The following is a 12682-nucleotide window of genomic DNA, read 5'->3' as shown; positions in this document are numbered from 1 at the left end:
GGGGTGGAAAGGGGGGGGGTTGCTTCCCAGAAGGGGGGGGGTGGGGGGGCTCGCCCACCACCTCCGACGGGACCCACACCGGAAGAAGGGGGGGGCCCCCCCCCCCCCCCCCCCTCTCCTTCCCCCCCCCCCAGCCCCGACTCCGTCAGGAGGCGGACGATCTCCTTCGAGCCGACCTCGACCGCGCCGGCCGCGACCGCGGCGGCGTAGTGGTCGGAGGGCACGTCGTAGTGGTCGCGCTCGAAGGCGCGGGGCGGGCAGCCGATGGCGGCGGCGAAGGCGTGCAGCTCCTCGAAGGAGACGTCGCTGACCAGGTGCGACCACATGCGGCCGTGACCCGGCCAGGTGGGCGGGTCGATGTAGAGCGTCACGCGCGTGCCCCCGTCACGTGAGGCCGCCCACCGGGGCGACCACCACTCCCTGCTTGCCGCAGACCCAGTGCGGGTCCGGGCCCATCTCCGGTTCGACGTCGAGGGCGTGCGGGTCGCCGGAGGAACAGACCGGGCACAGCGGCCAGCGGCCGTACCGTTCGAGCAGGGCGTCCTGGACGTCCTGCGCTATCAGGCCGGCCACGAAGGCCCGGCCCTCGGGCCACTGCTCGACCCACCAGCGGCGGTGGGTGACGGCGTCCTCCACCATCGAGACGACCTCGGCCATGGCGACCTCGCGGGCCACGAGGTCGGCGAGGACCAGGGCGCGGGCGGCATGGAGGGACTGCTCCAGAGGGTCGATGTCGTCCATGTTCACATTCTGCTCCCTGGTCAGGCGGGGGACCAATGTCCTGCGGCGATACGGGACCGACGAGGGCTTGACGCCCCTTCCGGCCGAAAATATCTTTCACATGTGACCCATGGCATGAAGGAAAGTTTCACCGACGCCCGCGGGCCGGGCAACGGGACGGGCGGCGGAACGGGCGGTGCTCCCACCGCCACGACCGCGGCCACCGCCGCCACCACCGCGGCCACCACCCCGGCCCCGCCCGCGCCCGCCGCGCTCGCGGCCAAGGTGCGGACCCTCGCCCCCTCCATGACCCGCTCCATGCAGCGGGTCGCCGAAGCCGTCGCCGGCGACCCGGCCGGCTGCGCCGCCCTCACGGTCACCGGTCTCGCCGAGCTCACCGGCACCAGCGAGGCGACCGTCGTACGCACCGCGCGCCTCCTCGGCTATCCGGGCTACCGCGACCTGCGCCTCGCCCTCGCCGGCCTCGCCGCCCAGCAGCAGTCCGGCCGCGCCCCCTCCGTCACCGCCGACATCGCCGTCGACGACCCGGTCGCCGACGTGGTCGCCAAGCTCGCGTACGACGAGCAGCAGACCCTCGCCGACACCGCCGCCGGACTCGACACCGTCCAGCTCGGCGCCGCCGTCGCCGCCCTCGCCTCCGCCCGCCGCATCGACATCTACGGCGTCGGCGCCTCCGGCCTGGTCGCCCAGGACCTCGGCCAGAAGCTGCTCCGCATCGGCCTGATCGCGCACGCCCACAGCGACCCGCACCTCGCCGTCACCAACGCCGTACAGCTGCGCTCCGGCGACGTCGCCATCGCCATCACCCACTCCGGCTCCACCGGCGACGTCATAGAACCGCTCCGCGTCGCCTTCGACCACGGCGCCACCACGGTCGCCATCACCGGCCGCCCCGACGGCCCGGTGGCCCAGTACGCCGACCACGTACTGACCACCTCCACCGCCCGCGAGAGCGAACTGCGCCCCGCGGCCATGTCGTCCCGCACCAGCCAACTCCTGGTCGTGGACTGCCTGTTCACCTGCGTCACCCAGCGTACGTACGAGACGGCGGCCCCTGCCCTCGCGGCCTCGTACGAAGCCCTGGCACACCGCCACTCCCCCCGCACCCGCTGAGAGAGCCGCCACCCATGTCCACCAGGTCCGCCTCCGCCTACGCCGAACTGCGCGCCCAGCTGGCCACCCTCACCACCGAGGCCTTCCGCCCCGAGCTCGCCGAGATCGACACGCTGCCCACCGCCGAGATCGCCGCGCTGATGAACGCCGAGGACCAGACCGTCCCCGCCGCCGTGGCCCGGCAGCTCCCGGCGATCGCCGCCGCGATCGACGCCACCGCCGAGCGGATGGCCCGCGGCGGCCGGCTGATCTACATGGGCGCCGGCACCGCGGGCCGGCTCGGCGTCCTCGACGCCAGCGAGTGCCCGCCCACCTTCAACACCGACCCCTCCGACGTCGTCGGCCTCATCGCGGGCGGCCCCTCCGCCATGGTCAGGTCCGTCGAGGGCGCCGAGGACTCGAAGGACCTCGCGGTCGAGGACCTGACCACGCTCGGCCTGACCGCCGACGACACCGTGGTCGGCGTCTCCGCCTCCGGCCGTACGCCGTACGCCGTCGGCGCGGTCGAACACGCCCGGGCGGCCGGGGCGTTGACGATCGGCCTGTCCTGCAACGCGGACAGCGCGCTCGCCGCGGCCGCCGAACACGGCATCGAGGTCGTCACCGGGCCCGAACTGCTCACCGGGTCCACCCGGTTGAAGGCGGGCACGGCCCAGAAGCTCGTCCTCAACATGATCTCGACGATCACCATGATCCGGCTCGGCAAGACCTACGGAAACCTCATGGTCGACGTCCGCGCCTCCAACGACAAGCTCCAGGCCCGCTCGCGCCGCATCGTGGCCCTCGCCACCGGAGCGCCGGACGAGCAGATCGAGACCGCGCTCGCCGACGCCGACGGCGAGGTGAAGACCGCGATCCTGATGATCCTCGCCGACATCGATGCCAAGACCGCCGAGCAGCGGCTGCAGGACTCCCGGGGCCACCTGCGCGCGGCACTCCACGCGTAGGCAGGAGCACGCACCACGGCACGGGCCCGCACCACGGCACGGGCCCCCACCACGCCCACGCACCACGGCACGGGCCGGCACCCCCACCAAGGCACCACCGCACAGCAAGGCACCACCGCACATGAGCACAGACGACAAGAACCGCGCCGTCGCCGCCGCGATCCTCCCCCTCGTCGGCGGGCCGGCCAACATCAGCTCCGTGGCCCACTGCATGACCCGCCTCCGGCTGGGCCTCCGGGACCGCTCGCTCGTCCAGGAGGAAGCCCTCAGGGCCCTGCCGTCCGTGCTGGGCGTGGTGGAGGACGACACGTACCAGATCGTCCTCGGCCCGGGCACGGTCGCGCGGGTGACACCCGCGTTCGAGGCCCTGGTGTCCGAAGCGGCCGTGAAGCACACCGCGGAGGACCTGGCGGCGCAGGGCGCGGCGATCAAGGCCGCCCAGAAGGCGAAGAACGCGACCCCTGTCAAGCTCCTCCTCCGCCGGATCGCGAACGTCTTCGTCCCGCTGATCCCCGCCCTCATCGGCTGCGGCATCATCGCCGGCCTCAACGGCCTGCTCGTCAACCTCGGCTGGCTGCCCGGCATCACCCCGGCGCTCGCCGCCATCGCGAGCGGCTTCATGGCGCTGATCGCGGTCTTCGTCGGCCACAACACGGCGAAGGAGTTCGGCGGTACGCCGATCCTCGGCGGCGCGGTCGCGTCCGTCATCGTCTTCGCGGGCGTCGCGAAGATCGAGGTCTTCGGCCGGCCCCTGTCCCCCGGCCAGGGCGGCGTGCTCGGCGCGCTGGGCGCGGCGGTCCTGGCCGTGTACGTGGAGAAGTGGTGCCGCCGCCGGGTCCCGGAGTCCCTCGACGTCCTGGTCACCCCGACGCTCACGGTCCTGGTCTCCGGCCTGGTCACGGTCTTCGGCCTGATGTACGTGGCGGGCGAGGTGTCCCGGGCCATCGGCGACTTCGCCGACTGGCTCCTCGCGAACGCCGGCGCGGGCGCGGGCCTCGTCCTCGGCGGCCTGTTCCTGCCGCTGGTGATGCTGGGCCTGCACCAGGCCCTCATCCCGATCCACACCACCCTGATCGAGCAGCAGGGCTACACGGTCCTCCTCCCCATCCTGGCGATGGCGGGCGCGGGCCAGGTCGGCGCGGCCATGGCCGTCTACGTACGCCTCCCCCGCAACGGCTCCCTCCGTCGCACCATCAGGTCCGCCCTCCTGGCCGGCCTCCTCGGCGTCGGCGAGCCCCTCATCTACGGCGTCTCGCTCCCCCTGGGCCGCCCCTTCGTCACCGCCTGCGTCGGCGGCGCCTTCGGAGGCGGCTTCGTCGGCCTCTTCAGCATGCTCGGCGACAAGGTCGGCTCCACCGCCATCGGCCCCTCCGGCTGGGCCCTCTTCCCCCTCCTCGACGGCAACAAGGGCCTCGGCGAGACCGTCGCGATCTACGCGGGCGGGCTGCTCGTCGGGTACGCGGCGGGCTTCGCGGCCACGTACTTCTTCGGCCTCGGCAAGGAGCTGATCGAGGAGTTCAACGTGGACACGGAGGCGGCCCCGGCGCCGGGGCCGGAGACGGCGCAACCGGCCCCCGAGGACCCGGAGCCGGCGGCCGCTCCCGCAAAGGCCTGAGTCAGCAGGTCACATCGGCCGCCGGGCGCTCGCCCGTGAGGAGGAAGCGGGTGACCGTGCGGTCGCCGCAGGCGTTGCCGTTGCTCAGGTACATGCCGTGGCCGCCGCGGTCGACGGAGACCAGGCGCGCGCGGGCGCCGAGGGCCTCGCGCATCTTCAGGCCGGCGGAGTGCGGGGTGGACGGGTCGCGGAGGCTCTGGATCATGAGGATGTTGGAGGGGCCGTCGTCGGTGATGCGGGTCGGCTTCTCTGCCGGGGAGGCCGGGGTGCCGGGGTCTCCCGGGTTGCCAAGGTCGCCAGGGCTGCCGGGGTTGCCAAGGTCGCCAGGGTTGCTCTTCCAGAAGGAGCAGGGGGTGATGTTGACCGGCATGCCCGCGGTCAGCGGGTGGGCGGCGCGGTCGGCGGCGACGGCGCGCCGGTGGGCGGGGACGGAGCCGCGCCACCTCACGTCGTTGCAGATCACGCCGATGGTGACGGTCGCGTCGGAGTCGGGCATCGGGCCCGCCAGGGCGGGCGGAAGCGCGGGCGTCTCGCCGCCGGTGCGGGCCTGCCGCACCAGGCGGGCGAAGTCGGCGAAGGCGCCGTCGGAGTAGAGGGCGTTCTGCAGCGCCTGCCGCAGCAGGTTGCCGGTCAGCGGTACGCCCGGCGTCGTCGAGGCCTTCGGCTGCCGGTCCAGGCGGGCGGCGAGGTCCAGGACAAGCGGTCGGACGTCCTCGGGGCGTTCGGCGAGACGCAGGCCGTCCTGCGCGCGGTCCGGGTGCGCCGCCCAGGCCGCGAAGTCGGGGAACCGGTCGTCGGCGCCGCGCGCCATGCCGGCCAGCCAGCCCTGGGCGACCTTCCTCGGGTCCGGGTCGGCGCTGCTGTCGAGGACGACCCGGTCGGTGCGGTGCGGGAACTTCTGCGCGTACTGGGCGGTGACGTACGTGCCGTACGAGGAGCCCCACGCCGACAGCTTCGCCTCGCCGAGCGCCTGCCGCAGCCGGTCCATGTCCCGGACCTCGTTGGCGGTGGTGAGGCCGCGCAGTTCGGCGCCGCCGTTACGGGCACAGGCCTCGGCGACGCGGCGGGAACGTTCGACGTTCTCGTCGATCGAGCCGTCGGCGGCGGGCCAGGCCCGCAGGGTCACCAGGTGCCGGTCCCGCTCGGCGAGCCCGCAGTGCGCCTTGGTGCTGCCGCCGACGCCGCGCGGGTCGAAGGCGACCAGGTCGTACGCCCCGCCCAGTTCCCTCTTCAGGGCCCGCCCCTTCGAGGTCAGCCGCTGCACACCGGAGCTGCCGGGCCCGCCGGGCACGACGAGGAGGGTGCCGCGCCGGGCCGCGGGTTCGGTGCTGCGGATCCGGGAGACGGCCAGCTCGACCTGCCGGCCGTCAGGGTCGGCGTAGTCGAGCGGCACCCGGAGCGTGGCGCACTCCTGGCCGAGACCGGCGGGCCCGCACGCGCTCCAGGAGAGACCGGGAACGGTCGAGGGAAGGGTCGACGTGACGGGCGAGGGGGCGGCGGGCGCCGGGCCGCGGGAAGGGGCGGCGAGGGAGCCGGCGGAGGCGGTGGCAAGGGCGAGGGTGAGCGCTATTCCTGCGTAAGTCGTCATGCAGCAAGCCTTGTTGATCTGTCGTCAGCTCCCCATCCGGCAGGCACGCGGATACGGGGTGGGGCTGTCCCCCTAGACTCCGCCCCATGACCGACGCCGACGCCCGCAACCTCGACGCAGCCGCCTCCGACACCCGCACCTCCGACGCCGATGCCGCCGCCGACGCCGACGCCGATTCCGCCGCTGCCTCCGCCGCCGGCTCCGGCTCAGGCTCCGACTCCGGCTCCGACTCCGCCCGCGTCACGGCCGCCGCCGCCCTCGCCGCCGACCTCGCGCCGACCGGGACCCTGCGCGCCTCCATCAACCTCGGCAACCCGGTCCTCGCCCAGGGCACCCCCGAGGCCCCCGGCGGCATCACCGTGGACCTGGCCCGCGAGATCGGCGCCCGGCTCGGCGTACCCGTGGAGCTGCTCTGCTTCGACGCGGCCCGCAAGTCGTACGAGGCGATGGCGACCGGCCGCGCCGACCTCTGCTTCCTGGCCGTCGACCCGGCGCGCGAGGCGGAGGTGGCGTTCACCGCCCCGTACGTCGTCATCGAGGGCGTGTACGTGGTGCCGCGCGACTCCGCCCTGAAGACCCCGGAGGACGTGGACGCGCCGGGCGTGCGCGTCGGCGTGAAGGCGGGCTCCGCCTACGACCTCCACCTCACCCGCACCCTGCGGCACGCCACGGTCGTCCGGGGCGCGGAGGGCGTCGACACCTTCGCCGAGCAGGGCCTGGAGGCGGGCGCGGGCATCCGCCAGCCGATGACCGCGTACGCCGCGGCCCACCCGGAGGTCCGGCTCCTCGACGAGCGCTTCATGCAGATCCGCCAGGCGGTCGGCACGACCGCGTCCCGGTCCCCGGAGACCGTCGCCTTCCTGCGCGCCACGGTGGAGGAACTGAAGGCCAACGGCTTCGTCGAGGACGCCCTCCGCCGCGCCGGCCAGGACCCGACGCTGCTCGCGCCGCCCGCCTAGGGGATGTCCGGCTTCCGCGGGGGTGTTGCCGAGGAGGCGGCCAGCGGGCACCCCTCGCCGACCCGCGCTTCCAACTCGCCGCGCAGCTTCTCCAGTTCGGCCATCCGCTCGTCGACGACCCGGATCTTCTCCTCGAACAGCGCGGAGAGCCGCTCCGCGCTGTCCGGCGCGTCCCGCAGTTCCGCGCCGATGCGGGCGATCTCCGCGAGCGAGAAGCCGAGGGTCTGGGCAGTACGGACGTAGAGGAGCCAGGGCACGGTCTCCGGCGGGAAGTCGCGATAGCCGTTGGGGCGGCGCTCGCCGGTGACGAGGCCGCGCTTCTCGTAGAAACGGATGGTGTCGCGCGCCATGCCGGTCGCGGCGGCGAGTTCGCCGATGAGCATGCGTCTCCTCGAAGGGCTCGGACTTAGTCTCGGGCTCGGGTCCAGGCCGACGCCGGAGCGGGTGACTCGGGGCACCGGGGCCTCGGGGCCTCGGGCTTGACCTTGGACCGTGGTCCAGTGTTTAGCGTCGCCGGCATGACCACTGATTCCCGCCCCTACCTCCTCCTCGTCCGTACGAGCGCCTGGTACGACCTCGTCGTCACGGCCGCCTTCGTGACCCCGTGGACGTACGCCCTGCTCCACGAGGCCCTGTCGCTGGGGCCGCTGCCCGAGGGCAGCCCGATCCCGGTCCTGTACGCGAACCTCATGGGCTCCGTCGTCGTGGTGTGGGCCCTGCTCCGGGTGTTGCGGCCACTGCCCCTCCACGGCTTCCTCGACGGCGTCGCGCGCGTGCTGTTCGCGACCTGGCAGGCGTACGCGCTGGCGCACGGCGCGGCCGCCGTGGTGGGGCTGTTCCTCGCCGTCGAGGTGGCGTTCGGCCTGGCCCAACTCGTCCCGTGGGCACGGCCGGACGCGTGGAGAAACCGTCCCCGCCTCCGCCCGGAAACCCCCTGAGACGGCCCGCGAAGCCCTCTCCCGGCCCCTGTCCCGCACCCCGGGGAGCCGGGGACCCGCACCCGTTCGCGTACGCCCGCCAAGGCCCCCGCACAGCCCCGCCCGCAACCCACCACGCCCCCTCTGACCTGGGCTTTCACCTCTCACTCCCGTAGCGTTTCCCCGACACGGAAGGGGATCCGCATGGACCGCACGACCCGTACCGCCGAGGACGTACTCCGCCTGCTGGACGGCCTGTTCGCGGAGGACGCCGACAAGTGGCAGGAGTTCTACGAGGACCGCTCGCGGCCGGTCCCGTTCTTCGTCGACAAGCCGGACGAGAACCTGGCCGGCCACCTCGACGCCGGGCTGCTGCCCACCGGCGGCCGCGCGCTCGACCTCGGCTGCGGCCCAGGCCGCAACGCGCTCCACCTCGCGGCCCGCGGCTTCGAGGTCGACGCGGTGGACCTGTCCGCGGGCGCGCTCGCCTGGGCGCGGGAACGGGCGAGCGAGGCGGGCCTGGACAACGTCCGCTTCCTCCACGGCGACGCGTTCACGACGGACGGCCTGGTGGGCGACCGGGGCCCGTACGACCTGATCCACGACTCCGGCTGCTTCCACCACCTGCCGCCGCACCGCCGCGTCAGCTACCTCGCCTTCCTCGACCGCCACCTCGCCCCCGGCGGCCACTTCTCCCTCACCTGCTTCGCCGCGGGCCCCGGCGGCATGGGCTCCGAACTCCCCGACGCCGCCTTCTACCGCGACGCCACCCTCCACGGCGGCCTCGCCTACACCGCGGACGCCCTGCGCGCCCTCTTCACCGACGCGGCCGGCGGCCTCACCGAACTCTCCCTGCGCCGCATGCACGACGAACCCTCCGACTCGCCCCACTTCGGCGAATCATTCCTCTGGACGGCCCTCTTCCGCCGCCCCTAGAAACTCGGTCGGCAGCGTCAGCGCCCGCTGTTAGCCTCCTGGCGCTCGGTCCGTCACCAGGCCCGAGCGCCACAGGGGAGGGACACGTACTTGTCAGCCATGAGAAGAGCCGGCGCCAGAGCCGCGCTGCTGGGCAGCTGCCTCGCCACGGTCGTGGGGGTGGGCGTCGCCGCGCCAGGAACGGCGTACGCGGTGGACAACCTGCCGCCGAAGCAGCCGCTCGTGCAGGACCTGCAGACCAACTTCAAGCCGTGCGCGACCGGCGCCGAGCCGACCTACACCGGCGAGCCGCCGGCCCTCACGGCCCTGCTCGCCGACCCGGCCGAGGACGACCGGATCGGATACCCGGACCGGCTCACCGGCGAGTTCGAGATCTGGTGGACGGCCGCGGACGGCACCGAGCAGCGCCGCACCCTCACCACGTATCCGCAGGACACGGGCCGCATCCACCGCGTCACCGTGCCGTCCGACATCCCGGCCGACACCGTGATCTCCTGGCGCGTCCGCGCCAACGACGGGACGGTGAACGGCGCCTGGAGCTCCGAGGCCCCCGGCGCGGCCTGCCGATTCGTCTACGACAACAAGAGCCCCGAAGCTCCGGTCGTCAGCTCGCCCGAATACCCCGCGGACACGTGGCGGGTCGGCGGAGTCGGCGTCTACGGCAGCTTCACCCTGGACTCCCCCTCGCCCGACGTCCGGGAGTACCGCTACGGGCTCATCGGTGGCCCGTACGAGGTCGTCGTCCGTCCGGCCGAACTCGGCGGGCCGGCCACGTTCCGCTTCGCCCCGCTGAGCAGCTCGCCGCAGCGCGTCGAGGCGTACGCCGTCGACCGTTCGGGGCGGAGGAGCTCGACCACGTATTACACGTTCTACCCGAAGGCGGCGAGCGCGCCCGTCTCCGAGTGGAAGCTCGCCGACGCGGCCGGATCCACCACCGCCGCCGCCGAGACGGGCAAGCCGGCCGAGGCCGGCAGCGGTGTGACCTTCGGCGGGCCCGTGCCCTCCGGCACCTCGCTCACCTCCACTGCCGCCCTCGACGGCAGCAGCCACGCCTACCTCACCACGGACACCCCGGCGGTCGGCACCGGCGCCGGCAAGACCTTCGCCGTCGGTGCCTGGGTCCGCCCGGCCGAGACCGGCCGCACGATGACCGTGGCGAGCCAGGACGCCGCCGACGGGGCGGCCTACACCCTGGGCCTCGACGTACCGGACAGCGGTGCCGCGGCGTGGAGCTTCGCCATCGGCGACGCCAAGGTCACGGGCGGCGCGCCGGAGACCGGCGAGTGGGCCTACCTGCTCGGGCTCTACGACACGGAGACGGGCTACGCCCAGCTGTTCGTCAACGGCCATGAGGTCGGCACCAAGGTCAAGGCGACACCGGCCGCGGCCGATGGTGCGTTCCAGATCGGCCGTGTCTTCTCCAAGACGGGCCACAAGCACCGCTGGAACGGCGACATCGGCGATGTCCGGGCCTACGACCGGCTCGTCGTACCGTCGGAGGTAACCGAACTCGCTCGCCGCAAGCCGAAGCTCCTCGGCCACTGGTCGTTCAGCACCGAGGCCGACGGTGTCACTCCGGAGCAGAACGGCGGCGCGCCGCTGAAGCTCACGCCCGGCGCGACGATCTACCGGAACACGAACAACAACTGCATCCCCGACATCGACCCCGACTGCACCTACCAGCCGCCGCCACTCGTCGGCGACGGCAACCTGCGCCTCGACGGCAGCACCGGTCACGCGGCCACCGACGGCCCCGTCGTCGACACCGGGAACAGCTTCACCATCGGCGTACTCGTCCGAATCGCCGACGAGGACGCGACGCGGCCGATGACCGTGCTCTCGCAGGCCGGTGAGCACACCGACGCGTTCAAGCTGCGCTACGAGCCCTCGACGTACTCATGGCAGCTGATCGTGCCGGAGCGGGACGAGACCGGCGCGCCCGAGAAGGTCGTCTCCCAGGTCGAGATGCCATCCGGCAGCAGCGGATGGGGCACCCGCCTCGCGGTGGTCTACGACGACGCGACCGACACGCTCAAGCTGTACGCCGACGGCTACACCAACGCCGGGGCGACCACCCACCTCCCCAACGGCTGGAAGAGCACGGGGGCTCTCACGGTGGGCCGCGGCCGGACCGCCGACGGCTGGGGCGAGTACCTGAAGGGCGACGTCGACGAGATCCAGGCCTACGAGGGCGCTCTGCAGGACGGCGACATCACCGGCCTGGGTGGGGAGACCGAGCCCTGCCTGTGCATGGGCTGACCCCGCCTGTGCACGGGCTGACCCCCTGAGCGCTCAGCCCGCCGCCCGGGCCCTCCGCGGGCACAGGCAGAACGGGTGACCGGCCGGATCCGTGAGCACGAGGAACCGCTCCGGGTCCGGCTGGTGGGTGGCCCTGGCCGCCCCCAGGGACAGCAGGCGCGCCTCCGCCTCCGTCAGGTCGTCCACGTCGAAGTCCAGGTGCAGCTGCTGCGGCGCGTCCTGGCCGGGCCAGCGCGGCGGGCGGTAGTCGTCGACGCGCTGGAAGCCGATCATCAGCCCGCCCTCGCGTCGTACGGCGGCGAAGTCGGCGTGGTTCGCGGGGTGCAGCGGGAGCCCGGTCGCCCGGTGGTAGAACTCGGCGAGGGCGAGCGGGTCGGCGCAGTCGAGGGTGATCGCGGAGAGCTCCATGATCCCCAGCCTAGGGACGGCGCTCCCCGCCCGCCGCGAAAATCCCGCTGCTTCCCGGCCGCCCCCGCGCCTACCCTGCCTCCATGAGCTACACGAAGACCTCGTACGTGTGCCTCCCGTGCCGGGCCTCGTACAAGCAGGGTTACGGGCCCGAGCGCGAGCGGCACTGTCCGCGCTGCGCGCGCGTGATGATCCACGCGGGCTCGGCGTTCCAGCCGCCGCGGCGCCGCGACCGGGATGCCTGGCGGGCGCTGTCCGTCGTCCTGAACGCAGGGATCCGCTTCCACAAGAGCTGCTGCGGCGGCCCCGGCTGGCGCCCGCGCACCCTGCGCGAGGTGAAGGAACGCACCGCGTACGCCCGCCGCACCGGCGAGCCCATGGCCAAGGCCCTTCTCCGCGCGAACATGTAGGGCCCGCCCGCCGCTCGGGCCCGTCCGCCGCTCGGCCTGTCCCCATCCGGCCCGTACGCCCGTCCGCCCCGGCAGGCCCGTCCGCCCCCTCACATCGTGCGCAGGTGCTCCGCCAGCCGGTCGTACTCCTCCCGTACGCCCGCCTCCATGCCCGCCGCCAGTGCCTGGTCGCGGATCTCCGTCGTCGGCCAGAAGGACGTGCTGGTCAGAGCCGTGCCGCCGTCGGGGGTGGCGTCGAAGGAAAGGGTCACGCGGACCGGTTCCGCGCCCGGCATCTGCTCGAAGGTCTCGGAGTAGACGAGCCGCTCGCCCGGGACGATCTCCTCGTACACGCCGGAGAAGACGATCTCCTGGCCGTCGGGGGTGCGCTGGCCCCAGCGCCACGCTCCGCCCGGGCGCAGGTCGATCTCGCAGACCGACATGGTCAGCGCGGCGACGCCGTACCACTTCCGTACGTGCTCGGGGCGCGTCCACGCCTCCCAGACCCGCTCCACCGGGGCGTCGAAGGTGCGGGTGATGACCAGCTCGCGGTCGGCCGGCGTGGTCAGCAGCGTGATCATCGGATCCTCCCGTGTGCGTATGCGCGTCGCCGTAACGGGGCCGATTCCTTCTCCTGATTTTCCTGTCGCGATTCCCTCTCCTCAGGATGAACCCGGCGGACTGCCCGGGCGAACGGGGAATCCAGTGAACACGTTCAACCGTCAAGCGCTATCGTGCTCCCACGCGGCCTGCGTATTTCCAACGCGCCGCTCTTCCGACCTGTGGGGGGTCCACCAGATGCGCTCAACG

13 protein-coding genes and 1 pseudogene are annotated in these 12682 nt (G+C 73.3%); 8 read left to right on the top strand and 6 right to left on the bottom strand.

What is annotated here, in order from left to right:
* Window positions 1-92: 92 nt before the first annotated feature.
* A pseudogene (locus ACFWJO_RS07575) lies at window positions 93-371 on the bottom strand (DUF4031 domain-containing protein); the annotation flags it as partial.
* A 13-nt stretch (window positions 372-384) separates the two neighbouring features.
* Window positions 385-741, bottom strand: a complete 357-nt coding sequence (locus ACFWJO_RS07570; protein ID WP_384410300.1) for a hypothetical protein — start codon at window positions 739-741, stop codon at window positions 385-387.
* 114 nt (window positions 742-855) lie between these two features.
* On the opposite strand from ACFWJO_RS07570, the gene ACFWJO_RS07565 reads away from it, so the two are divergent.
* The 3 genes from ACFWJO_RS07565 (at window position 856) to ACFWJO_RS07555 (ending at window position 4416) form a co-directional block, all read left to right on the top strand.
* Window positions 856-1854: a MurR/RpiR family transcriptional regulator gene (locus tag ACFWJO_RS07565; RefSeq protein WP_386863931.1), complete on the top strand. Its 999-nt coding sequence runs from the start codon at window positions 856-858 to the stop codon at window positions 1852-1854.
* 14 nt (window positions 1855-1868) lie between these two features.
* Entirely contained in the window at window positions 1869-2801 is a 933-nt protein-coding gene (murQ, locus tag ACFWJO_RS07560; RefSeq protein WP_386863874.1) for an N-acetylmuramic acid 6-phosphate etherase, read from the top strand.
* Between the two features lie 121 nt (window positions 2802-2922).
* Window positions 2923-4416, top strand: a complete 1494-nt coding sequence (locus ACFWJO_RS07555) for a PTS transporter subunit EIIC (RefSeq protein WP_386863873.1) — start codon at window positions 2923-2925, stop codon at window positions 4414-4416.
* A gap of 1 nt (window position 4417) precedes the next feature.
* Here the strand turns inward: ACFWJO_RS07555 and ACFWJO_RS07550 are convergent, their stop codons facing one another.
* Window positions 4418-6004 (bottom strand): alpha/beta hydrolase, encoded by a 1587-nt coding sequence (locus tag ACFWJO_RS07550; protein WP_386863872.1) that lies wholly within the window; start codon window positions 6002-6004, stop codon window positions 4418-4420.
* An 86-nt stretch (window positions 6005-6090) separates the two neighbouring features.
* On the opposite strand from ACFWJO_RS07550, the gene ACFWJO_RS07545 reads away from it, so the two are divergent.
* Window positions 6091-6963: a transporter substrate-binding domain-containing protein gene (locus ACFWJO_RS07545; RefSeq protein ID WP_386863871.1), complete on the top strand. Its 873-nt coding sequence runs from the start codon at window positions 6091-6093 to the stop codon at window positions 6961-6963.
* Here ACFWJO_RS07545 and ACFWJO_RS07540 read toward each other — a convergent pair.
* Window positions 6960-7346, bottom strand: a complete 387-nt coding sequence (locus tag ACFWJO_RS07540; RefSeq protein WP_386863870.1) for a MerR family transcriptional regulator — start codon at window positions 7344-7346, stop codon at window positions 6960-6962. The genes ACFWJO_RS07545 and ACFWJO_RS07540 overlap by 4 nt on opposite strands.
* A gap of 135 nt (window positions 7347-7481) precedes the next feature.
* Between ACFWJO_RS07540 and ACFWJO_RS07535 the strand changes: the two genes are divergently transcribed.
* The 3 genes from ACFWJO_RS07535 (at window position 7482) to ACFWJO_RS07525 (ending at window position 11075) form a co-directional block, all read left to right on the top strand.
* On the top strand, window positions 7482-7901 hold the full coding sequence (locus tag ACFWJO_RS07535; RefSeq protein WP_386863869.1) for a hypothetical protein: 420 nt from the start codon (window positions 7482-7484) through the stop codon (window positions 7899-7901).
* Window positions 7902-8084: 183 nt separating this feature from the next.
* Entirely contained in the window at window positions 8085-8816 is a 732-nt protein-coding gene (locus ACFWJO_RS07530) for a class I SAM-dependent methyltransferase (protein ID WP_386863868.1), read from the top strand.
* 99 nt (window positions 8817-8915) lie between these two features.
* Window positions 8916-11075 carry a LamG domain-containing protein gene (locus ACFWJO_RS07525; RefSeq protein ID WP_386863867.1) on the top strand — a complete coding sequence of 720 codons (2160 nt, stop codon included), beginning with the start codon at window positions 8916-8918 and terminating at the stop codon, window positions 11073-11075.
* A gap of 33 nt (window positions 11076-11108) precedes the next feature.
* Here ACFWJO_RS07525 and ACFWJO_RS07520 read toward each other — a convergent pair whose 3' ends face one another.
* On the bottom strand, window positions 11109-11483 hold the full coding sequence (locus tag ACFWJO_RS07520) for a VOC family protein (RefSeq protein ID WP_386863866.1): 375 nt from the start codon (window positions 11481-11483) through the stop codon (window positions 11109-11111).
* 83 nt (window positions 11484-11566) lie between these two features.
* Here ACFWJO_RS07520 and ACFWJO_RS07515 point away from each other — a divergent pair, with 83 nt between their 5' ends.
* Window positions 11567-11893: a deoxyxylulose-5-phosphate synthase gene (locus ACFWJO_RS07515; RefSeq protein WP_386863865.1), complete on the top strand. Its 327-nt coding sequence runs from the start codon at window positions 11567-11569 to the stop codon at window positions 11891-11893.
* A gap of 89 nt (window positions 11894-11982) precedes the next feature.
* Here the strand turns inward: ACFWJO_RS07515 and ACFWJO_RS07510 are convergent, their stop codons facing one another.
* Window positions 11983-12453, bottom strand: a complete 471-nt coding sequence (locus ACFWJO_RS07510) for an SRPBCC family protein (protein WP_386863864.1) — start codon at window positions 12451-12453, stop codon at window positions 11983-11985.
* Window positions 12454-12682 lie beyond the last annotated feature (229 nt).

It is taken from the genome of Streptomyces sp. NPDC127092 (assembly GCF_042722475.1).
Classification (GTDB): domain Bacteria; phylum Actinomycetota; class Actinomycetes; order Streptomycetales; family Streptomycetaceae; genus Streptomyces.
The sequence above is the reverse complement of the archived record's forward strand: the minus strand, read 5'-3'. Positions and strand labels throughout refer to the sequence as shown.

Bases quoted from the DNA above. Each gene is read 5' to 3' on its own strand.
- ACFWJO_RS07570 (WP_384410300.1), bottom strand. From the start codon at position 741: ATGGACGACATCGACCCTCTGGAGCAGTCCCTCCATGCCGCCCGCGCC.
- ACFWJO_RS07565 (WP_386863931.1), top strand. From the start codon at position 856: ATGAAGGAAAGTTTCACCGACGCCCGCGGGCCGGGCAACGGGACGGGC.
- murQ (WP_386863874.1), top strand. From the start codon at position 1,869: ATGTCCACCAGGTCCGCCTCCGCCTACGCCGAACTGCGCGCCCAGCTG.
- ACFWJO_RS07555 (WP_386863873.1), top strand. From the start codon at position 2,923: ATGAGCACAGACGACAAGAACCGCGCCGTCGCCGCCGCGATCCTCCCC.
- ACFWJO_RS07550 (WP_386863872.1), bottom strand. From the start codon at position 6,004: ATGACGACTTACGCAGGAATAGCGCTCACCCTCGCCCTTGCCACCGCC.
- ACFWJO_RS07545 (WP_386863871.1), top strand. From the start codon at position 6,091: ATGACCGACGCCGACGCCCGCAACCTCGACGCAGCCGCCTCCGACACC.
- ACFWJO_RS07540 (WP_386863870.1), bottom strand. From the start codon at position 7,346: ATGCTCATCGGCGAACTCGCCGCCGCGACCGGCATGGCGCGCGACACC.
- ACFWJO_RS07535 (WP_386863869.1), top strand. From the start codon at position 7,482: ATGACCACTGATTCCCGCCCCTACCTCCTCCTCGTCCGTACGAGCGCC.
- ACFWJO_RS07530 (WP_386863868.1), top strand. From the start codon at position 8,085: ATGGACCGCACGACCCGTACCGCCGAGGACGTACTCCGCCTGCTGGAC.
- ACFWJO_RS07525 (WP_386863867.1), top strand. From the start codon at position 8,916: ATGAGAAGAGCCGGCGCCAGAGCCGCGCTGCTGGGCAGCTGCCTCGCC.
- ACFWJO_RS07520 (WP_386863866.1), bottom strand. From the start codon at position 11,483: ATGGAGCTCTCCGCGATCACCCTCGACTGCGCCGACCCGCTCGCCCTC.
- ACFWJO_RS07515 (WP_386863865.1), top strand. From the start codon at position 11,567: ATGAGCTACACGAAGACCTCGTACGTGTGCCTCCCGTGCCGGGCCTCG.
- ACFWJO_RS07510 (WP_386863864.1), bottom strand. From the start codon at position 12,453: ATGATCACGCTGCTGACCACGCCGGCCGACCGCGAGCTGGTCATCACC.